The organism is Rhodococcus sp. YH3-3 (genome assembly GCF_001653035.1).
Classification (GTDB): domain Bacteria; phylum Actinomycetota; class Actinomycetes; order Mycobacteriales; family Mycobacteriaceae; genus Rhodococcus_F; species Rhodococcus_F qingshengii.
In genome coordinates this window covers 144,779-166,045 of record NZ_BCWH01000001.1, presented here as the reverse complement: position 1 = coordinate 166,045, position 21,267 = coordinate 144,779, and the positions used below count along the sequence as shown (strand labels likewise).

The 21,267-nt window shown below is 62.9% G+C and carries 18 protein-coding genes and 5 pseudogenes; 7 read left to right on the top strand and 16 right to left on the bottom strand.

Annotated elements, in window-relative coordinates; all coding sequences use genetic code 11:
• Positions 1 to 25 precede the first annotated feature (25 nt).
• Together YH3_RS00925 and YH3_RS00920 are read right to left on the bottom strand one after the other, a co-directional pair.
• Entirely contained in the window at positions 26 to 610 is a 585-nt protein-coding gene (locus tag YH3_RS00925) for a GNAT family N-acetyltransferase (RefSeq protein ID WP_064442846.1), read from the bottom strand.
• Positions 610 to 1,965 carry a glycosyltransferase family 87 protein gene (locus YH3_RS00920; protein ID WP_007735530.1) on the bottom strand — a complete coding sequence of 452 codons (1,356 nt, stop codon included), beginning with the start codon at positions 1,963 to 1,965 and terminating at the stop codon, positions 610 to 612. Before YH3_RS00920 ends, YH3_RS00925 begins: the two co-directional genes overlap by 1 nt.
• A 211-nt stretch (positions 1,966 to 2,176) precedes the next feature.
• On the opposite strand from YH3_RS00920, the gene rpsF reads away from it, so the two are divergent.
• The 5 genes from rpsF (at position 2,177) to dnaB (ending at position 5,724) form a co-directional block, all read left to right on the top strand.
• On the top strand, positions 2,177 to 2,464 hold the full coding sequence (gene rpsF / locus YH3_RS00915; RefSeq protein ID WP_003941237.1) for a 30S ribosomal protein S6: 288 nt from the start codon (positions 2,177 to 2,179) through the stop codon (positions 2,462 to 2,464).
• Positions 2,465 to 2,528: 64 nt separating this feature from the next.
• Complete coding sequence (locus tag YH3_RS00910; RefSeq protein WP_003941248.1) at positions 2,529 to 3,053, top strand: single-stranded DNA-binding protein; 525 nt, start codon at positions 2,529 to 2,531, stop codon at positions 3,051 to 3,053.
• 39 nt (positions 3,054 to 3,092) lie between these two features.
• Positions 3,093 to 3,335, top strand: a complete 243-nt coding sequence (gene rpsR, locus YH3_RS00905) for a 30S ribosomal protein S18 (protein WP_003941245.1) — start codon at positions 3,093 to 3,095, stop codon at positions 3,333 to 3,335.
• An 18-nt stretch (positions 3,336 to 3,353) separates the two neighbouring features.
• Positions 3,354 to 3,809: a 50S ribosomal protein L9 gene (gene rplI / locus YH3_RS00900; RefSeq protein ID WP_007735531.1), complete on the top strand. Its 456-nt coding sequence runs from the start codon at positions 3,354 to 3,356 to the stop codon at positions 3,807 to 3,809.
• Positions 3,810 to 4,317: 508 nt separating this feature from the next.
• On the top strand, positions 4,318 to 5,724 hold the full coding sequence (gene dnaB, locus YH3_RS00895) for a replicative DNA helicase (RefSeq protein ID WP_082920517.1): 1,407 nt from the start codon (positions 4,318 to 4,320) through the stop codon (positions 5,722 to 5,724).
• Positions 5,725 to 5,822: 98 nt separating this feature from the next.
• On the opposite strand, the gene YH3_RS00890 is transcribed toward dnaB, so the two are convergent.
• The 14 genes and pseudogenes from YH3_RS00890 to YH3_RS00825 form a co-directional block, all read right to left on the bottom strand.
• A complete protein-coding gene (locus tag YH3_RS00890) occupies positions 5,823 to 6,173 on the bottom strand; it encodes a hypothetical protein (RefSeq protein WP_039973505.1) in 351 nt (116 codons plus the stop codon).
• Positions 6,174 to 6,336: 163 nt separating this feature from the next.
• Entirely contained in the window at positions 6,337 to 6,798 is a 462-nt protein-coding gene (locus YH3_RS00885; protein WP_064442845.1) for an Hsp20/alpha crystallin family protein, read from the bottom strand.
• Between the two features lie 1,253 nt (positions 6,799 to 8,051).
• Positions 8,052 to 8,492 (bottom strand): DUF1931 family protein, encoded by a 441-nt coding sequence (locus YH3_RS00880; RefSeq protein ID WP_024487875.1) that lies wholly within the window; start codon positions 8,490 to 8,492, stop codon positions 8,052 to 8,054.
• A gap of 13 nt (positions 8,493 to 8,505) precedes the next feature.
• A complete protein-coding gene (locus tag YH3_RS00875; RefSeq protein WP_064442844.1) occupies positions 8,506 to 10,233 on the bottom strand; it encodes an FAD-dependent oxidoreductase in 1,728 nt (575 codons plus the stop codon).
• Positions 10,211 to 10,477 (bottom strand): UBP-type zinc finger domain-containing protein, encoded by a 267-nt coding sequence (locus tag YH3_RS34795; protein WP_007735548.1) that lies wholly within the window; start codon positions 10,475 to 10,477, stop codon positions 10,211 to 10,213. The genes YH3_RS00875 and YH3_RS34795 overlap by 23 nt, the downstream gene beginning before the upstream one ends.
• Positions 10,474 to 10,992 (bottom strand): co-chaperone YbbN, encoded by a 519-nt coding sequence (locus tag YH3_RS00870; protein WP_064442843.1) that lies wholly within the window; start codon positions 10,990 to 10,992, stop codon positions 10,474 to 10,476. The genes YH3_RS34795 and YH3_RS00870 overlap by 4 nt, the downstream gene beginning before the upstream one ends.
• Positions 10,993 to 11,109: 117 nt before the next feature.
• Entirely contained in the window at positions 11,110 to 13,743 is a 2,634-nt protein-coding gene (gene clpB, locus YH3_RS00865) for an ATP-dependent chaperone ClpB (protein ID WP_064442842.1), read from the bottom strand.
• Between the two features lie 67 nt (positions 13,744 to 13,810).
• A complete protein-coding gene (locus YH3_RS00860; protein ID WP_238592577.1) occupies positions 13,811 to 14,122 on the bottom strand; it encodes a chaperone modulator CbpM in 312 nt (103 codons plus the stop codon).
• A pseudogene (locus YH3_RS36500) lies at positions 14,096 to 14,368 on the bottom strand (chaperone modulator CbpM); the annotation flags it as partial. The gene YH3_RS00860 and the pseudogene YH3_RS36500, both read right to left, overlap by 27 nt.
• A pseudogene (locus YH3_RS34790) lies at positions 14,365 to 15,496 on the bottom strand (DnaJ C-terminal domain-containing protein). The pseudogenes YH3_RS36500 and YH3_RS34790, both read right to left, overlap by 4 nt.
• Before the next feature lie 6 nt (positions 15,497 to 15,502).
• Positions 15,503 to 16,165 (bottom strand): annotated as a pseudogene (locus YH3_RS00840) (nucleotide exchange factor GrpE).
• A gap of 8 nt (positions 16,166 to 16,173) precedes the next feature.
• Positions 16,174 to 17,970, bottom strand: a pseudogene (dnaK, locus tag YH3_RS00835) (molecular chaperone DnaK); the annotation flags it as partial.
• Positions 17,971 to 18,112: 142 nt separating this feature from the next.
• Positions 18,113 to 18,190 (bottom strand): annotated as a pseudogene (locus tag YH3_RS37250) (hypothetical protein); the annotation flags it as partial.
• A 3-nt stretch (positions 18,191 to 18,193) separates the two neighbouring features.
• Complete coding sequence (locus YH3_RS00825; RefSeq protein ID WP_005203454.1) at positions 18,194 to 18,697, bottom strand: general stress protein; 504 nt, start codon at positions 18,695 to 18,697, stop codon at positions 18,194 to 18,196.
• Between the two features lie 857 nt (positions 18,698 to 19,554).
• Between YH3_RS00825 and YH3_RS00820 the strand changes: the two genes are divergently transcribed.
• A complete protein-coding gene (locus YH3_RS00820; RefSeq protein WP_019288211.1) occupies positions 19,555 to 20,571 on the top strand; it encodes a S1C family serine protease in 1,017 nt (338 codons plus the stop codon).
• A gap of 236 nt (positions 20,572 to 20,807) precedes the next feature.
• A partial coding sequence (locus tag YH3_RS35905) for a hypothetical protein (protein WP_193777140.1) occupies positions 20,808 to 21,267 on the top strand: 460 nt, incomplete at its 3' end.

Sequence of the window (21,267 nt, the reverse complement as noted above, 5' to 3'; positions counted from 1 at the left end):
CTTGGCCGAAGAGTGCAGGTGATCGCTAGTTTCGGGTACGTGTCTCGAGCTGAGGTGCGATGGTCGGCCAATCGTCGTCGGTCATCGCGAACAGCGCTGTTGTACGCCAACTGCCATCGGCGCGGCGTCGGTGCTTGCGCAGCAGGCCCTCGAACTGAGCGCCGAGCTTTGCGATCGCGGCCCTGGATTGATCGTTGAACTCGTCCGTGTGCCACTCGACGCGTACGGCTTCGAGCTGGTCGAAGGCGTGACGAAGCAGGAGCAGCTTCGATTCGGGATTGATCCCGGTTCCCTGAACCGATCGCGACAACCACGTGTATCCGATTGCAAGACTGCGGTTTACCGGGTCGATCTGGTACATGGACGTGGTGCCGACCACGGCGTTCGTCACGATGTTCACCTGCGCAAAGGCGATCCGATTAGGGTCGTCGGTTGCTGCAGCGATGTACTTCTGTGCCTGTTCCCGATCGGTGATGGGCGATGCGGTCCAACGAAAGATCGCCGGGTCGTCGGCAGCAGCGAGCAGAGCGTCGGTGTGCGCGACGCCCAGGGGTTCGAGTCGGACACGATCACCGGTCAGCGTCGGTGATTCGAACCATGATGCAGTCATCAGGCGTGCTCCCGTGAGTGAGTCGGAAGGTTGTTGTCGGAGTTGGCAATCTGATCGGTCCCACCGGCAAGCGGATACCGCAACGGGACTCGCAGGAACAAGAAGAAGAACACGGCGAGCAGGATGACGTGGCCCCACACGCTCGCCTGGACGACGGCCTCGTACTTGCTCGGATCGAGATTCATGTCCAGTTGGTAGAAGTACCGGAAGATGCCGATACCCAACGCTGCGTCGGCGATCAGATAGGCGACGATCCAGAACCACCGGATCTTGAACAGTACGAGGAAAGGCAGGATCCACAGTGTGTACTGCGGTGAATTGACCTTGTGCAGCAACACGAATCCGCACAGCATCGCGGCACTGACTGCAATCCACGGAAAGTAGCCGTCGCGGACGTAGCGGCGCCAACCCAGATACATCGCGAGCGCGAACGACAACAGGATCATCACCGGAGACAGGATGCTCACCAGTGCGTCGTAGTCGGCGTTGAGTTCGCGAACTCCGAAACCGTAGAAGGGGCGCAAACCCCAGAACCACACCGAGTTGGTGGTGATGTCCGCGCTTCGCTTCTCCTGGAAGCTGAACGACGCGCGCCAGCCTTCGTAGGAAATGAGGGCGAACGGCAGGTTGACGAGGACGACGGTGACGATCGCCGCGCCCGCCGTCATCAGCGCTCCACGAACGTCGTAGCGCTTGCCTTCGGTGCCGCGTAGAAGCACGTAGGCCATGAGCGGCAGCACGAACATTCCCGGGTACAGCTTCAAACAGAAACCGATCGCCAGGATGACGGCCGCCAGAACCGCGCGAGTTCGCAGCGGGATCCGCTCGAACGTCATCAGGAAGATCGCGCCGACGCTGGTGGCCACCACCGGGAGCTCCCAGTTGTGGAATGCGTACAGAACCAGGGGCGGAGTCGCCGACCACACGAGCGCGTACGCGCCGCTCATCTTGCCGAGCATCCACGCCGTGAGCAGTCCGAAAGGAGCCAGGATCAGGGCCGAGTGCAGAAGGAAATCGGTGTCGGTGTGTGAGCCGATACCGCCCAGCCACATCAGAATTCCGCTGAGCACCGGGTATTCGACGGTTCCGCCGGTCAGGAATCCTTCGGGCGTTATCCCTCCGGTGACGAAGGGGAACAGATGCTGATCGATACCTCGTCCGAGCCAGAGCAACTGAATGTCGGAGTAGCAGACGTCGATGTTCTTGTTGACGTCGAAGTTCAGGCTTCGTCCGTCGGGCGCGAACGGTGCACCGCCGCATCTGGCCTTGTTGAAATAGCCCAGCGCCATCGTCAGCCCGCACAATCCGACGACCAACGCCAGGATCGACGCCGGGGTCTTGCGGTCTGTTCGCATGATTCTCACCCTAAGGGGGCGCAGTGGCTCGCGGGGTGATGCGTCTGCGCCACGCGTCGCGCATCGACCTGGCGGTCTTCCCGGAGGGCCGGGACGATTTCCCTGGTCAAGGCCCCTCGTGTAACCTACGAGGGTTGCTGACGCAACGACCCTCCTGCCACGGATAGTCCGTGGCCGTTTTCACTTAGTCCACAGGAGGTGATGAGGTCTTATGCGTCATTACGAATTGATGGTCATCCTTGACCCCAGCCTGGACGAGCGCACTGTCGCTCCTTCACTGGATACGTTCCTCAATGTTGTGCGCCAGCACGGCGGCACGATCGACAAGGTCGATGTCTGGGGTAAGCGTCGTCTCGCCTACGAGATCCTGAAGCATGCTGAAGGTATCTACGCGGTGATCGACATCAACGCCACTCCCGCCACCGTCGCTGAGCTCGATCGTCAGCTCGGTCTGAACGAGTCGGTTCTGCGCACGAAGGTTCTGCGCCACAACAAGTAATTACTGTCGGTAGCGAGCTCTACTCTCGCGCCCAACGGTCTTACATCAATGCAGGAGGAACCACATGGCTGGCGACACCATCATCACCGTCATCGGAAACCTGACGGCTGATCCTGAACTTCGTTTCACCCCGGCGGGTGCCGCGGTTGCAAACTTCACGGTTGCTTCCACGCCCCGCACCTTCGACCGTAATTCCAATGAATGGAAAGACGGCGATGCGCTGTTCATGCGTTGCAACATCTGGCGCGAAGCAGCCGAGAACGTCGCGGAGAGCTTGACCCGTGGTTCACGAGTAATCGTGAGCGGCCGGCTCAAGCAGCGTTCGTACGAAACTCGCGAGGGCGAAAAGCGAACTGTCGTCGAGCTCGAAGTCGATGAAATCGGTCCTTCACTGAAGTACGCCACGGCAAAGGTCAACAAGGCCAACCGTGGTGGCGGCGGTGGAGGCGGCAACTTCGGCGGTTCCTCCGGCGGATCGGGTGGCGGACGTCCGAGCGCTGCACCTTCGGGTGGAGACGATCCTTGGGGCAGTGCGCCTCAGGCTTCGGGCTCCTTCGGTGGTGCGGGCAGCGACGAACCGCCCTTCTGATCCGTACCTGATCAGGAACATCCAGAAAAGAGCAAAGACATGCCGAAGCCGCCCTTGCGCGACAAGGTTATGAAGAAGAAGGTCTGCACCTTCTGCAAAGAGAAGAACACGCAGATCAACTACAAGGACACGACGTTGCTTCGTAAGTACGTCAGCGATCGCGGAAAGATCCGTGCTCGCCGTGTCACCGGCAATTGCGTCCAGCACCAGCGCGACGTTGCCATTGCCGTCAAGAACTCACGTGAGGTAGCACTGCTGCCTTACGCCACCGTGGCTCGCTAAGGAAAGGGAGGAAAGAACATGAAGCTCATCCTCACCGCTGACGTGGACAACCTCGGTGCGCCTGGCGACACCGTGGAGGTCAAGGACGGCTACGGCCGTAACTACCTGCTCCCCCGCGGACTGGCAATCGTCGCCACCCGTGGCGCCGAGAAGCAGGTCGAGGGCATCCGTCGTGCACAGGAAGCGCGCGCTGTGCGCGGCCTGGATCACGCCAAGGAGCTCAAGGCAGCTATCGAGGGCCTCGAGTCCGTAACGCTGACGGTCAAGACCGCCGGTGGCTCGGGCAAGCTCTTCGGTTCGGTTACCGTCGCTGACGTCGCTGCTGCGATCAAGGCTGCCGGTGGACCGGTTGTCGACAAGCGCTCCATCGTGTTGCCGAAGGCTCACATCAAGAACACGGGCAAGCACGCCGTGGTCGTGAACCTGCACCCCGATGTGGTTGCCAAGTTCAACCTGAACGTAGTCGGCGCATAGTCGACTGTTCGTCTCGCCGGGCCCCGCACACTTCGGTGTGCGGGGCCCGACGTTTTGTTTCGGGGTGCGGTGTGCCGCCTGACAGCGTCCCGAATCGGACCTGGGGATAACTCTCACACTGTGATGTTCGACTTGGTGATCAGTGACGAATCGGGTGAGGCAACACGCCCGACACGCCGACGCGCCGACTGTGGAAAAACTATTTTCATCAACAGGCCTGTGAAATTGTGGATAGTCATCTACCTGGTCTTTTGTGGTTGCTAGGCAAAGTAGTCCCCAAATGCTCCACAGGCGGTGCACACCGTGGGGCGGGAGTTTCCACAAAGCATCCACAGGTTTATCCACAGTCCGGTTTGTATGCGGACCTACTAGTCCCTAACGTCATCTCGGCGTCTATCTACAGCCCGGCCGAATGCGGCTAGGGGATGTCGGTGGGGGCAGGTACAAATGATGAGGGCGCTGCGGTTTCTGGCAGTGTCGTCGAGTGTTTTACGGGAAGGTCTCGCTTGTGGCTGTTGTAGATGATCGAGGACCTTCCGACTTCTCAGGGCCGGACTACCCGGGCCTTCCCGAGGCCGAGCCCGACCAGGAGTTCGGACGCCAGCCACCTCAGGACATGACTGCCGAGCAGTCGGTGCTCGGCGGCATGCTGCTGAGCAAGGACGCCATCGCTGACGTCCTCGAGGTACTGCGTCCGGGTGACTTCTACCGGCCCGCCCACCAGTCCGTCTACGACGTGATCCTGGACCTCTACAGCCGTGGCGAGCCCGCCGACCCGGTGACGGTCTCCGCCGAGCTCGACCGTCGAGGTGAGCTCCGCCGTATCGGTGGTGCTGCCTACCTGGTGACGCTGACCCAGACAGTGCCCACAGCCGCCAACGCCGCCTTCTATGCCGAGATCGTGGCCGAGAAGTCCGTGCTGCGTCGTCTGGTCGACGCCGGTACTCGCATCGTCCAGTACGGCTACGCCGGCACCGAGGGTCAGGACGTGGCCGAGGTTGTCGACCGCGCGCAGGCCGAGATCTTCGAGGTCACCGAGCGTCGAACCACCGAGGACTTCGTACCCCTCACCGAGCTCCTCCAGCCCACGATGGACGAGATCGACTCCATCGCCAGCCGCGGCGGAATTTCCCTCGGTGTGCCCACCGGATTCAAGGATCTCGACGAGATCACCAACGGTCTTCACGCTGGTCAGATGATTATCGTCGCGGCTAGACCTGGTGTGGGCAAATCGACGCTTGGAATGGATTTTTTGCGTTCCTGCTCCATCACGCACGGCATGGCCAGCGTCATGTTCTCGTTGGAAATGAGCAAAACCGAGATCGTCATGCGTCTGCTGTCCGCAGAGGCAAAGATCAAGCTCGGCGACATGCGCTCCGGAAAGATGACCGACGACGACTGGACCAAGCTCGCGCGTCGCATGAGTGAGATCAGTGAGGCGCCGCTATTCATCGACGACTCCCCCAACCTCACCATGATGGAAATTCGCGCAAAAGCGCGGCGGCTCAAGCAGAAACACGACATTCGCCTGATCGTGATCGACTACCTCCAGCTGATGAGCTCGGGTAAAAAGGTCGAGTCCCGTCAGCAGGAAGTCTCCGAATTCTCCCGTAGCCTAAAGCTTTTGGCGAAGGAGCTCGAAGTTCCGGTTGTCGCGATCTGTCAGCTCAACCGTGGTCCCGAGCAGCGAACCGACAAGCGTCCCCAGGTCGCCGACCTTCGTGAGTCCGGTTCACTCGAGCAGGACGCCGACATGGTGATTCTGCTGTACCGCCCCGACGCGACCGAGCGAGACGATCCCCGTGGCGGTGAAGCCGACCTGATTCTGGGTAAGCACCGTAACGGCCCGACCGCGACAATCACTGTGGCGCACCAGCTTCACCTGTCCAAGTTTGTGGACATGGCCCGGGGATAGTGGCTGCCGCCATCGCCTGAAGGTGGGACGGATTTCAGATCTTGTGAGATCCTGCTACAAGCACCAATTCGATTCCACTAGTGCAAAATTCGGTTTTTCTACAGGTGGGGTAGTGCTGCAGTGAGGAAGACGGCGCCGAAGGCGATTCCGGCAATGCCGGTGAGGATCCCGACCACGCCGGCGGTGTTGTCGCCCAGATCGCGTCCGGGTGTGTCGGGTCGGCGCGCTGCCAGGGCGGTTCCGATGGCGGCGGCACCGAGGAGGATGCCGAGGCCGAACATCCAGAACGTCAGTATCGAGAGTGCACCGAGCATCAACGCCATGTCGCTGTATTCATCGCTGGTGATAGGACGGTGGTGATCCCACCAATCGGGTGGAGTGTGCGCGCGGGATTCGGTGTTGTCGGTGTTGTCGGATTGCTCGTGCGGGGGGATGGTGGATGCAGTCATGGCAGCTAAAGGGTTCTCGCGCTGATTCTTTCGTGTGGTGGATGTACCGGTGTGCGCCACGGGTGTGCAGTGGGAGATCGAAACGATGGTGGGTGAGGCCCGAGAACCCATCGCGTGTCCTCGGGAGTCACCCCACCATCAAGCGGTGTTCGGGCCAGGCGGATCAGGCTTCGATCTGCACCTGTGTTGTCGATCCGGCGTTATCGGTTCGGGAGGGTGGTCCGGAGGAGACCTCGATCCTCCGCGGTTTCGCCTTCTCTGCGATCGGCAACGTCACCGTCAACACGCCGTTGTCGTACGAGGCCTTGATCTGTTCGGCGTCGATGTCGTCGCTGATGGACAGCTGCCGTTTGTATGTTCCAGCGAAACGCTCACTCGCCAGCCAGCTCACACCCTCTTCGGAGAGGGCGGTGCGGTGCGCGGTCAACGTCAGGGTCGAGCCGTCGATGCGGACGTCCACTGATCCTGGGTCGACGCCGGGAAGATCGGCGTGCAGGACGTACTGGTCCTCGACCTTGTAGAGGTCCATCGGCATGAACCGTGGACTGCGTCCGTTGCCGGTTCCCGCGGCGAGTACGGACTTGGTGATCGCGTCGATGTCGGTGAAAGGATCGAAACGAAGCACAGCAACACACCTCCCATGTCGTGAAAAGAAAAGTCACCGCCACTGTGGCGGTTGACCGAACTTACTGTGCGAGAACATGATAACCACACGAATTAGCACTCTGCAACCGAGAGTGCCAGAAGCTTTGGGGAAGTGTTCCGGTCCCTGAAGATCGCTGCTTTGCCTGGTCCCGACAAAAGCGGTGGCCGCCTTCGGCCTCGATTCGAAGCGGGCGGCGCGGTACGGCACTTCGTCAGTAGCGGCGGTGCGGCAACGGATCCGCCGGAGCCCCGACTCTGCGTGTGCGAGTCGGGGCGTATGACCGACGTCGGCATTGAGCACACAACACCGATGACCCAATATCCGTGCGAAGTCGACGTTCATGTCGTCCGCACATCTTCAACCATAAACAGTGCGATCGGTATAAATCATGTTCAGTCGCCTTCGATGCCAAGAAGTGACATGGCCGTTGCATGGCAAGGTGAACATCTTGGTCGTCACGCTAGCTGCGCAGTAGGCGCGGTGGCTGGAAAGGTGGCCCGTGCCTGGTATTTGGTTTGCAGACGTCTGTTCCGAATGCTTTTGCAAAATAGGTCTTTTCCCGATGTTTGCGGGTGGATCGGGCATCGAACATCGCGGGTGCTCGTTCGTCGGAGTCGCTGCGAACGATGTCGGTGTTCGTGCACACACCGAACCGGCTGTAAGGGAGAACACTTCGGCCACCGTCAAAGCTTGCTCATCACAATGGAACTGGGACTTTCGACCCTGTCGTCTACAAGCAGTGCGCAATAACCTTCGTCGGGTCGGGGGCACCCGTTCCGTTCGAGGGGGCAAACAATCGGGCGGGTGTTCGTCAAGGCAAGGCCATATCACCCTCACTGGTCTCCTTGCCGGGCCTTGAGCTGTGCGCGCCCAGAAGTGCTCAGGGCCCGCCCGATGCGGGGATCGAGAAAGTGAAGACGAAAGGTTCTCAGATGAGCCGAAGGAGTGATCGGCGATCGACAAGTTCTGCTCGCCGCCTGGCCACGCGGACTACCGGTGTCAGAGGTTCGGCGTGTAAGCCGAACTCGCTCACGGCAGAAGATCTGAGGGCTGTAATCGAGTCCCTCACTGGAGTTCTCGCTGCTCGAGAATCGAGCGCGGAAACCGCACCTCTCGCCGGAAATCCTCCGTCGTCGACGCCAACTGACAGGCAGTTCTGAATCGCACCGGTATTTTCGCAGCCGGACAGCATATTCGAACTCCGACGCGCTGTCAGCCGGGACGGGTGGTAATCACAGAAGTAGGTGGAAGATGTCGAAGGCGACTGTCCATTGGGCTGTGCCGGGGTTCTTGCGGTCCGGTTCGACCGTGGCGAAGGTTTGCGCCAGCGCTACGCTCAACCCTCCTGCGATCAGCGGCAGTCGTTGCTCTGTCTCCTCGGAGAGGGCCACGTCCAAGGGCGGGCGGGCCGTGAGCTGATCGAGCAGCGGTTGAAGTTCGATCTCCTCGTCGAGTTTTTCGAACCGGTGGATGCTCTCCTGTAATCCTTTGGTGATCGGCAGGTCCCACGGTTCGATCACGTCGCGCAAGTTTGCTTTCGCGGAGGCTTTCCCGATCAGGATCACGTCGTAGATCTTGTCGTCGATGAAATCGGTATAGCGCTTGAGATCGTTCCGGTCGACCTGCAGTCCGGCCGCTGCCCTGAAGAACCGCTGGAATTTCACGGTGCCCATTACTGGCATGTCGTCAGCTCCTTTCGAAGTATTCATGGATTTGGCGTACGGCCATCGCTCCTTCACCGACGGCGGATGCGACTCGTTTCACCGAACCGCGGCGGATGTCGCCCGCCGCGAACAGGCCGGGCAGGCTGGTTTCGAGCGTCCTGGACAGGCCGCCGTTGATTGGCAGGCTGCCGTCCGCTCGTGCGTGGATCGCGTCCACACCGGTGAGGACGAAGCCGTGGTCGTCGAGTGCGATCGCGTCGGCAAGCCACCCGGTGTGCGGTACCGCCCCGATGAAGACGAACAGGGCGCGCACCCGAATCGTGTCCTGGTCGCCGGTGCGATTGTCCTCGACTGCAATTGCTTCGAGGTATTTCTCGCCGTGGACCGCACGAATCTCGGTGTGCCGGTGCACGGTGACCCGCGGATGGTGTTCGATCTGGTCGACCAGGTATCGGGACATGCTCTTCCCGAGGTCATCGCCGCGGATGAGCAGGTGCACCTGTGAGACGTGCTCGGCGAGGAAGACGGCGGCCTGGCCGGCGGAGTTGCCGCCACCGACGATGGCTATCGGGTCGGTGCCGCATATCCGTGCTTCCTGATGCGTTGCGGCGTAGTACACGCTTGTTCCTTCCAGCGCCTCGATCCCCTGAACGGCCAACTTGCGGTACCGCGCCCCGGCGGCGAGCACAACGGCCCGGGCGTGCACCGACCCGCCGTCCGCCAGTCGGAGCACATGGTTCCCGGCCTCGGATCCCAAACCGGTCACTTCTGCCGACACCAGGATGCGGGCGCCGAACTTCCCGGCCTGGAGCACGGCTCGTTCGGCCAATTCGGAGCCGGAGACCCCGGCGGGGAATCCCAGATAATTCTCGATCCGGGATGAGGTACTGGCTTGGCCGCCCGCAGCGATCCGCTCCAACGTCACCGTGTTCAACCCGTCCGAGGCGCCGTACACCGACGCGGCCAGGCCGGCCGGTCCGGCACCCACGACGACGAGGTTGTAGGCGTCCTTGGCTGCGTCCGCGACGGGTGCCGGGACAGGAAGCCCGACGACGCGTGCGAGTTCCGCATTCGTCGGATTGCGCAGCACCTTCTCGCCGTGCCAGATCACGACGGGTGTGTCCTCGGGTGCGACGTTCAGGCTGCGTAGCAGCTGCTCCACTCGTTCGTCCTGTTCCAAGTCGAACCACTTGTGGGGCAGACGGTTTCGCATCGCGAACTCACGAAGTCGCAACGTATCCGGGGAGAAGCAGGAGCCGATGATCCGGAATCCGGAGCCGAGCCCGATCAGCAAGTGCCGACGCACAAGGTAGGCGCGCAGGATCAAATCGCTGAGCACGGGATCGTGGGCAATCAGCTCGCGTACCTGCTCGGCCGGGACGACGAGTATCTCGCCGTCCTCGATCGCTTCGGCGGTGAAGAACGCCACCTGACCTTCCAGGAGTCCGAGCTCGCCCAGGAAACGCCCAGGACCGTGCACGCGCAGTATCCGGCGCTCGCCGTCCGCGTCGCCTTCGTCGACGACTGCGATCTTTCCGGAAAGGACGACGACGAAATCGTTGTCAGGCGCGCCTTCTCGGATCAGCACCTCGCCGGCGTGAACCGGTCGACGCGAGCCACCGACCTCGAGCTTCGCGACCTGGTCGTCCGTCAGCCGCGGGAAGGCGCCCTCCTCGTCCGGGGTCTCGTCGTCGACCGGCGGGCTGTACCCGATGGGTGAGGCGCCCTCAGACGAAGTTCTGGTCGACATAACACCACCGCCAATCCTCGCCGGGCTCCATCGACTGGACGATCGGATGCCCGATGGCGTGAGCGTGAGCACTCGCGTGCCTGCCCGGCGAAGAGTCGCAGCAACCGACGTGTCCGCACGTCAGGCACAGTCTCAGATGCACCCACGGGGTGCCGAGGCGAAGACATTCCTCGCAGCCCTGCGGGGTACGGGGCACCACGGCCCGGATCGCGGTTACATGTGGGTCCGCATGGACAGGACTCATGACTTCGCCTCCTCGCCGGCATTTTCCGAGAGCGCCTGATCGAGCCACGTGCGCAGCTGGGGGACCGGAGCTGCGCCCGACTGGCGAGCGAGAACCTCACCCCGGTCCATCACCAGCAGAGTCGGCACGGCGCGGACGGTGAATCGTTCAGCCGTCCGGGGTGCAGCATCGACGTCGACCTTGACCAGCTTGATCTGGCCGGCGTGTTCTCTGGCGAGCTGCCACAACGGCCCGGGCGTGCACCGACCCGCCGTCCGCCAGTCGGAGCACGTGGTTCCCGGCCTCGGATCGAGCGCGGGGCTGACCATGCGACACGGGCCGCACCACGTCGCCCACAGATCCACGAGCACAGGCACCGAGGATTTTTCGACGATCTCCGCGAAGTCACCGTCTCCCGCCGCGGTGATCCAGGGCAGCGGCTCGTGGCAGTTGCCGCAGCGAGGTTTTCCTTCCCCTGCTGCCGGGATGTTGTTGGTCTTGCCGCAGTTCGGGCACTTCACCTTTTCGGATCCCATGACCAGTTACCTCTTCTCAGGCCGCCGCGAATTTTCCTTCCCCTGCTGCCGGGATGTTGTTGGTCTTGCCGCAGTGCGGGCACTTCACCTTGTCGGATCCCATGACGACACCTCTTCTCAGGCCGCCGCGACGGCGGGTTCGGCATACGCGACGGCAAGCTCGCCGCCGTCCACCGTGACGCTGATGGTGCCGTCCGGTTTGATCTCGCCGCGCAACAGTGCACGGCCGATCTTGGTTTCGACCTCGTGTGCGATGTATCGGCGCAGCGGCCGCGCACCGTAGACAGGGTCGAACCCGTGTTCGGCGATCAGTCGGCGTGCCTCCGGCGTGATTTCCAGGTGTATCTGTCTCTCCGACAACCTGTTTCGAAGGTCGGTGAGTTGCAGTTCCACTATGTACTCGATCTGGGGCAGGGTGAGTGGGGAGAACAGCACGATGTCGTCGACCCGGTTGAGGAATTCGGGGCGGAAATGCCCGCGCAGTTCTGCCATCACCCGTTCCCTGGCGTCCGGCTTGATTTCGCCGTCGGCTGTGACCCCGTCGAGGAGATGCTGGGATCCGATGTTGGAGGTCATGATGATCACCGTGTTCCGGAAATCGACTTGCCTCCCTTGAGAATCGGTGATCCGGCCGTCGTCGAGCACCTGCAGTAGGGTATTGAAGACGTCGGCGTGGGCCTTCTCGATCTCGTCGAAGAGCACCACGGAGTACGGCTTACGCCGCACCGCCTCGGTGAGCTGGCCACCTTCGTCGTACCCGACGTATCCGGGAGGTGCACCGATGAGCCGACTCACCGTGTGCCGTTCCTGGTACTCGCTCATATCGAGGCGCACCATGTTGTCTTCACTGTCGAATAGGGCGCTGGCCAATGTCTTTGCAAGCTCGGTCTTTCCGACGCCCGTCGGGCCCAGGAAAATGAACGAACCGATCGGTCGACGAGGATCACGGATACCGGACCTCGCCCGGATCACAGCGTCCGCGACCAGTTGCACCGCCTCGTCCTGACCGACGACCCGCTCGTGCAGGATCTCGTCGAGCTTCAACAACTTCTCCCGCTCACCTTCTTGCAGCCGGGCGACCGGGATACCCGTCCATGCGGCCACGATCTCTGCGATCTCGTCTTCGGTGACCACTTCACGCAGCAACGGATTTCGGCCTTGTCTGGTGGCCAGTTGCTCCTCCGCCGCCTCGAGCCGGCGTTCGAGCTCGGTGATCTCGCCGTATCGCAACTCGGCTGCCCGATTGAGGTCGTAGTTGCGTTCGGCGGCCTCGGCCTCGACGCGCAACCGTTCCAAATCTCCTCGCAGTTCTTGCACCCGCCGGATCGCCTGCCGCTCCGCCTCCCATTGAGCGTGCCGGGCGTCTGCCTCGGCCCGCAGGTCGGCCAGCTCCTTGCGCAATTCTTCGAGGCGCGCTTTGCTGGCCGCGTCCGTTTCCTTGGACAGTGCGGCCTCTTCGATCTCCAGACGGGTCACCTTCCGGGTGAGCTCGTCGAGTTCGGCAGGCATCGAATCGATTTCGGTGCGGAGCCGAGCGCATGCCTCGTCTACGAGATCGATCGCCTTGTCCGGAAGGAAGCGGTCGGTGATGTACCGGTGCGAGAGGGTCACGGCGGCCACCAATGCACCGTCTTGAATTTTCACGCCGTGGAACACCTCGAGGCGTTCTCGAAGTCCGCGCAGAATCGAGATCGCATCCTCGGCACTGGGCTCGTCGACGAGAACGGTCTGGAATCGACGCTCCAGTGCCGCATCGGATTCGATGTGCTTGCGATACTCGTCGAGAGTGGTGGCACCGATCATGTGCAGTTCGCCGCGTGCGAGCATCGGTTTGAGCATGTTGCCGGCGTCGAGAGACCCCTCGCCGCCGACCGAGCCCGCTCCGACCACGGTATGCAACTCGTCGACGAACAACAGGATGCGCCCCTCGGCAGCCTTCACCTCGGACAGCACGGCCTGCAGTCGCTCCTCGAACTCGCCGCGGTACTTCGCACCGGCCACCAGAGAACCCATGTCGAGCGAGAAGATCGTCTTGTCGCGTAGGCCCTCGGGCACGTCGCCGCGGACGATCCGCTGGGCGAGACCCTCGACAATCGCGGTCTTACCTACACCGGGGTCGCCGATCAGCACCGGGTTGTTCTTCGTTTTCCGGCTCAAGATCTGAGTTACCCTGCGTATCTCGGCATCCCGGCCGATGACCGGATCGAGTTTGCCTGCCCGTCCCTCGGAGACGAGGTCGCGCCCGTACTTCTCCAATGCCTCGTACGCCCCCTCCGGGGTGGCCGAGGTGACGCGCTGATTGCCGCGCACCTTCGTCAGCGCTGTGAGGAAGGCGTCCCGTGTGACCCCGTGACTGGCGAGGACCCGCCCGGCCGCGCTGGCCGATCCTTCCTCGGAGAGGGCCATCACAAGATGCTCCACCGACACGTAGGAATCCTTGAGTCTCTTCGCCTCCCGCTCTGCGGCGTCGAGCAGCTTGGCCAGACGCTGGGTGATCGTCACCTGACCGGGGGTCGCGCCGGGGCCGCTGACCTTCGGCCTACGCGACAGTTCACGTTCCAGATCGGATCGAAGTGCTTCGACATTCGCGCCGGCCTGTTCGAGCAGTCGGGGCACCAACCCATCCTGCTGATCGACCAATGCGAGCAGCAGGTGCTCTCCGTCGACTTCGGTGTGGCCCATTCTGGTCGCAACATTCTGGGCTTCCTGCAAGGCTTCTCGTGACTTTTCGGTCAAGCTGCCGGTGTCCATGGGGGTGTCCTCCTTCTGCGGGCCGCTGTTTCGAGTTTCTCCTGCAAGGCTTCTCGTGACTTTTCGGTCAAGCTGCCGGTGTCCATGAGGATGTCCTCCTTCTGCGGGCCGCTGTTTCGAGTTTCTCGATTCGATCCAGCAGATCGAGCACGAGCCCGATTGCCGAGTAGTTGAGACCCAGACCGGTCCGCAGTCGTTGGATGCGTGCGGCGTGGGTCACTTCGGATGGGTCGAACGCCATCTCTCCGCCGGCGTAGCGGTGGGCGTCGAGCAGTCCGAGAGCCACGAGTTTTCGTGCCAGATCCGGGTGCAGCCCGGTACGTTCGGCGAAGGCGTCCGGCGACAATCCGGTCTCGATTCGATCCAGCAGATCGAGCACGAGCCCGATTGCCGAGTAGTTGAGACCCAGACCGGTCCGCAGTCGTTGGATGCGTGCGGCGTGGGTCACTTCGGATGGGTCGAACGACATCTCTCCGCCGGCGTAGCGGTGGGCGTCGAGCAGTCCGAGAGCCACAAGCTTTCGTGCCAGATCCGGGTGCAGCCCGGTACGTTCGGCGAAGGCATCCGGCGACAATCCGGCACGGCGAACCAATACGTACTGAGTGATCGGCGTTGAGGTGCTCATGTCTCTTTCCTCGGATCGAAGTTCGATTCGGCGCCCAACTGCTCGAACAGTTCGCGTTCACGTGCTGTCGGTTTCGACGGAACCATCACCTTGATTTCGGCGTAGAGGTTGCCGTTGGCGCCCCGCGGATTCGGCATTCCCTCTCCGCGCAAGCGCAGCTTCCTACCAGTCGAAGAGCCAGGCACCACTTTGACTTTCGCCTCTCCGCCCGGTGTGGGAACGACGACTGTCGACCCGAGAACCGCCTCCCATGGCGATACGGGCAGATCGACGTAGATGTCCCGACCCTGCACGCGGAACCGTGAATGCGGTTTGATCCGCACCACGAGGTACAGATCCCCAGGCGGCGCGTCACCGTTGCCTCGGCCTCCTTGCCCGGCCAACCGGATTCGCTGGCCGTCCAGGACGCCGGCTGGAATGTCGACGTCATACTGCCGTCCGTCCAGTCTGAGAATGCGTTTTCCGCCCTGATAGGCCTCTTCCAGAGCCAGTTCCACGCCGGCTGGAATGTCGACGTCATACTGCCGTCCGTCCAGTCTGAGAGTGCGTTTTCCGCCCTGATAGGCCTCTTCCAGCGCCAGTTCGAGTTCGGCCTCCTGATCGGCGCCGGGAATCGGTCCGAACCCACCGCCTCCGCCGAACACCTGCCCGAAGAGGTCTTCGAAGTCGACGGCACCCTCACCACCGACACCGTGGCCGAAGTGCACCCGTCTCCCGCCACCGCCGTACCCGGCGGCGTTTGCCCGCCCCGAAGAGGTCTTCGAAGTCGACGGCACCCTCACCACCGACACCGTGACCGAAGTGCACCCTTCTGCCCCCGCCCCCACCGCCGTACCCGCCACCGCCGTACCCGCCACCGCCGTACCCACCGGCGCTTGCCCGGACCCGTTCGTCGTAATCCTCGGGTACATGCCGGAAGTCGTCACCGAATCGGTCATAGCGTTTCCGGGTGTCCGGGTCGGACAACACCTGATAGGCCTCGTTGACCTCCTTGAACCTGTCCTCCGCAGTGGGATCCTTGTTCACATCGGGGTGGTACTTGCGGGCCAGCTTGCGGTACGCCTGCTGAATTTCGTCGGTGCCGGCGCCCTTCGGTACGCCGAGTACTTCGTAGTAGTCACGGGCCATCGGTGCTCACCCCTCTGGGCGGCTGACGCCCCCCGCGGCGGGCCGCAACTGTCGCCCGTCCTCTCCATAACCCGGGCGCAAGACCTCGACCACGGTCCCGGACGGAAGGTCGGGTCGGGTTACCACACTGACCACTTCGTGTGCTCACCCCTCTGGGCGGCTGACGACCACCGCGGCGGGCCGCAACTGTCGCCCGTCCTCTCCATAACCCGGGCGCAAGACCTCGACCACGGTCCCGGACGGAAGGTCGGGTCGGGTTACCACACTGACCACTTCGTGGAGTTCCGGGGAGAACGGCACACCGGCCTCGTCGTGGCGCTCGAAGCCGAGTCGTGAGAGCACCTGTACCGCCTGGTCCCGGATCGCCTTCACACCTTCGACGACGGCCTGCGAATCGCTGCCTGCGTGTGCAAGCGCAAGCTCCAAGTTGTCCAGTATCGGCAGCCACGCCGCCGAAACCTTCGCTACTTCCGCGGCGCGTTCACGGTCCAGATCTTTGGCGTATCGCTTGCGCAGGTTGTCCAGATCTGCGACGGCCCTGCGCCAACGGTCCTCGAGTTGAGACAGCTCGTCTGCCGTCTCGGCGCGATCGGACTCGGTCTTGCTTTGATCCGTGTCGGCGCTGTTGGTAGTCGGCTCAGTCGTCGAATGATCTGCAGACATTTCCATCGTGCGCCTCAGCTTCGATCGAATTCGGCGTCGATCACGTCGCCGTCATCCGACGACGCAGCATCAGCGCCGCCTGCTTGGCCGTCGTCCGACTGGTCCGGCACAAGTCCGTAGAGCAGCTGTTGCAGCTCCGAGGTGAGTGGCTGAACCTCTTCGGGTGAAGCGCCGTCCTGCACGGCCTTTCGGGCGTCGGCAACCAGCATCTCGGCCCGCGCCTTCTCATGCGGCGGGGCACTGTCACCGAGTTCGGCGAGTCGCCGCTCCACTTGATACGCAACCGAATCGAGCCCGTTGCGCGCGTCGACCGCCTTGCGCAGCGCCTCGTCCTCACCCCGGTTCCGTTCGGCCTCCGCCAACATGCGCTCGACCTCACCCTGATCCAGGTTGCCCTGTTCACTGATCGTGATGCTCTGTTCCTTGCCGGTATCCTTGTCGCGAGCGGTGACGTTCAGGATGCCGTTGGCGTCGATGTCGAAAATGACTTCCACCTGGGCCTCGCCACGTGGCGCGGGGCGGATGTCTTCCAGCCGGAACCGGCCCAGCACCCGGTTGTCGGCCGCACGTTCGCGTTCGCCCTGCAACACCACGACGTCCACGGCGGACTGATTGTCTTCCGCCGTGGAGAACACTTCGCTGCGCCGTGCCGGGATCGTCGTGTTCCGCTCGATGATCTTCGTCATCACCCCGCCCTGCGTCTCGACGCCGAGGGACAGTGGGGTGACATCGAGTAACAACACATCGGAAACCTCGCCTTTGAGCACGCCTGCCTGGACTGCGGCTCCGAGGGCAACGACCTCGTCCGGGTTGACGCCCATGTGGGGGTCCTTGCCGCCGGTCAGCCGGCGAACCAGCGCCTGTACAGCCGGGATACGTGTCGAACCGCCGACCAGTATCACTTCGTCGATGTCGTTGGCGGCGACCTTGGCGTCACTCATGGCCTGCTTCACCGGGCCGAGGCACCGTTCCACCAGATCGGCAGTCAAATCATCGAACTTCGATCGCATGATCGTAGTGGTGAGATGTTTGGGACCATTCGCGTCAGCGGTAACGAAAGGCAGGTTTACCTGGGCCTGGGTCACCGAGGACAGCTCAACCTTTGCCTTCTCCGCGGCTTCGAACAGTCGTTGCAACGCCTGCGCATCCTTACGCAGATCGATGTTCTCCGCGCGCTGGAATTCGTCGGCGAGGTAGTCCACCACGCGTCGATCGAAGTCGTCGCCGCCCAAGTGGGAGTCGCCGGCCGTGGAACGAACCTCGACTACCCCCTCTCCGACGTCCAGCAGGCTCACATCGAAGGTTCCGCCGCCGAGGTCGAAGACCAGTACGGTTTCGTGGGTCTGTTTGTCCATGCCGTACGCGAGTGCCGCAGCGGTCGGTTCGTTGATAATCCGCAAAACCTCGAGGCCTGCGATACGGCCGGCGTCCTTGGTGGCGTTTCGTTGCGCGTCGTTGAAGTAGGCAGGAACAGTGATGACCGCTTCCTTCACCTTCTCACCGAGGAACTTGCTCGCGTCGTCGACGAGCTTGCGCAGCACGAGAGCGCTGATCTCCTCTGGTGCGTATTTCTTGCCGCGCACGTCGAAGCGGGCCTCACCGTTGTCACCCGCTACGACGTCGAAGCTGACCGCTTTGGCTTCCTCGGAGATCTCGTCGTAGTGACGTCCGATGAAGCGTTTCGCCGAGTAGATCGTGCCCTTCGGATTCAAGATCGCCTGCCGTCGGGCAAGCTGGCCCACCAGACGCTCACCGTTCTCGGTGAACGCCACCACCGAAGGCGTCGTCCGTGCTCCCTCCACATTGGAGATCGATGAAGCGTTTCGCCGAGTAGATCGTGCCCTTCGGATTCAAGATCGCCTGCCGTCGGGCAAGCTGGCCCACCAGACGCTCGCCGCTCTCGGTGAACGCCACCACCGAAGGCGTCGTCCGTGCTCCCTCGACATTGGAGATGACCACCGGCTCGCCGCCTTGCCAGCTTGCGATGACCGAGTTGGTTGTGCCCAAGTCTATACCCACAGCAGTCGCCATGACTCATTCCTTTCGATCGGTCCGGCCGGTGAGCAAGCGGACGGCTTCGTCCGCGACCTCGACATCGGCGAGGACTTCGTAGTGACGTGGTTGTAATGACTGGATTGAGGTGAAGTCGCGCCGGCCGCCCTGCAGCGCATACATGAGCAGGCCGAGCAGAGCGCCCACAACGGCACCGAATACCAACCCGTAGAAGGCGAGCGCGAGGCCCGTGAGCAGCGGCTGAACCCAATCGAGTAACCCGAAGATCCAGCCGAACAGCGCACCCGTCAGCGCGCCCGCGGCGGCGCCGCGCAGAGCGGCCCAGCCGTAGTTCAATCGGCCGACGATCTGCTCGACCAGCTCGATGTCGCGACCGACGATGGCCAGTTTGTCTACCGTGAAATGCTGGTCGGAGAGGTAGTCGACGGCGCTCTCGGCGTCGGCATAGGTGTCGAATGTCGCAATCACCTGGCGAGCAGGTGGGTGTGGACTTACGGCGGAGGTTCCGCCACTGGACTCTGACATTACGCCCCCTCGCGTCGATGTTGTGGGGTTTCGCCGAGCCTGTGCGTACCGGTACGGCCCGGCCGTCGGTCAACCGGTTGGGCTCACGAACGGCCCAACCGCAATGCGAGTTCTTCATCCGCCTTCGGGCGGTCAACACAATTCGCGTATCGACAGTCCTGGCTTGCAATCACTGAAATGACGCTAACCCTTGTCGGGGGTCGACGCAAATTCGCCTATCGGGCGTCGACAATAGAGGCGCAATGGCGTCCATACCTGCCCTGGGCATAGATGTCCGCCGGAACCCGCTCGAGGCGACCGGTACACGCAACTCCGGGTACCGGCCACTACTGCGGTGCGTCCACGAGTAGAACTCCCGATGCAGTCATCTTCGCAGCCGACGCGGTGAGTGGCAAGGCCCGCACAAGTCGAAAGCGGGAAGCGAATTCCGCAATGACAGTACAGTCGCTGACACGCTGGCAATAGCCGTTCCTTCATGCTCACGTACAGGAGCAGGTGCTCGATGGCGGAACGACAAGTTCCTGGCGCCGAGAGAAACCGGCGGGAGAAATCCATTTTCCGAACGGTCGGTTTATCCATCCACTGGAGCCATGCCCACCGGATTCCACTGGGCGGCAACCGAATCGGAGACGCTCCAGATTAGAATTGTATGAAAAAGTTGGCAGCGCAACAAGATACGAAGCATCTTGGCTCTCAGTGGTGGAGCATGCGCGCTGCCGTTCGTCGATGCCGGTTGCCTGGGTGCATCGAAGCGGTTCGGTGACCGGTCTCGGGCGCCGCCGGAGGTATGTTGATCGGGTGGGCCCGCTCGCGGCAGGTGCAAGTAGGAGACCGATTCCTCACGGAGGCGGTGGCTGATGCGCGTACCGTCGACCGTACGTTCCTCGATCTGGGTGCCGCTGGTCGCGATCGTGGTCCTCCTCCTCGCGGGATGCGGCGCCTCGGCTCCCACCACCTCGACGCCCTCAGCGGGACCTGCCGTAGACCTGCCGGCACTGGTCCGGCAGGTGGAGGCCTCGGTCGTCACCGTGCTTACCGGGTCCGGCGTGGGTAGCGGCATCGTCTACAAGACCGACGGCACCGTCGTCACCAACGCCCACGTGGTCGAGGGTGCCCGGCAGGTGAGTGTGGCCTTCGCGGACGGGCAACAGGTGTCCGCGAACGTGCGGGCCGTCGATCGTGTGACCGACGTCGCGGTCCTTCAAGCGGACCGCACGGATCTGACTGCGGCGACGTTCGAGACAGCGTTGCCAGAGGTCGGCGCGCTCGCCGTAGTCGTGGGCAGTCCGCTGGGGTTCGAGGCCACGGTCACCTCGGGCATCATCTCAGGATTGCACCGTCAGATCCCCGGGTCGGCTTCCACCGGGGCGCCGCTGGTCGACCTGATCCAGACCGACGCCGCGATCTCGCCGGGTAACTCCGGGGGTGCCCTGATCGACGGACAAGGGCGGGTCGTGGGGATGAGCCAGGCCTACATTCCCCCGTCGGCGGGTGCGGTGGCTCTGGGCTTCGCCATCCCCGCGGCGAATGTCGTCGACGTCGCAGACCAACTGCTGGCCTCGGGAACTGCCCAGCATGCGTACGTCGGCATTCAGCCCGGCACGCTGAGCCCGCAGATCGCCGAACAACTGGCAGTCGACCGCACCAGCGGTGCCGTCGTCCTCGAGGTCGTCCCGCTCGGTCCGGCTGCGACGGCGGGTATCCGGCCGGGCGATGTCATCACCGCGGTCAACGGCCACGACATCGAGTCGGCGGAGGACTTCATCGCGGCGCTCCGTGCCCTCGACCCGGGCGATCGAGTCGATTTGACCGTGCTCCGCGGTGGCGAGACCCAGCAGATCTCGGTCACAGTGACAGACCGCCCCGCCAGCTGAACGACTATTCCAAGAACGACCAAAACGGGGCGGGCGGGATCTGTGTTGCGGGCGGTCCGGCCCGCAGCGTTGCGGGTATCGCAGGCGTTGAGCAGCATTACCGTCCGCGTGTCCTTGGGACACAAAATTGGGAATACCAACTTCAACTTCGGGTCAGCCACGAACTGGGTGGACTGTCCTGTGCTCATCGGATTTGCTGACGCTCCTGATGGGCGCCGAGGGTGACGAGGGCCTCGATGCCGACTTTGTCGGCGGCGAGGTCGCAGAAGGCCTCGAATCGGGTCGTCGCGGCCGTCCTGTCGTATCGGGAGGTCGGGATCGTCGATGTCGGTGGCCTCGGCCAGCGCGGTCAGATACCGCTGGGCCGTGCACAGGTCGTCGTTGGCCTCGATTACGGTGGCGTCGCGCAAGTCGTGCCGGCAGAACGGACGCACCTTCCGATCGGCGCTCTCGCGCGGACACCGTTGGGGGCAGTGCCATGGCGGGCCGTGGCTGCCGAGCCAGGTGGTGTCGGAGAATGGCACCTGCCCGCAACCGGGACACCGGGTCTGCAACCGCAGTCGGTGCCGCAGGCAGATCGGAAGCAACGGGTGCGCCCATTGCCTCTGCCAGATGCAGTCCGGCTCGGCGAGACACCGTGGACAAAACCGGGACCCGCTGAAGTGGTGCCGGATCCCGCGGCGGTGCGCGAGGTAG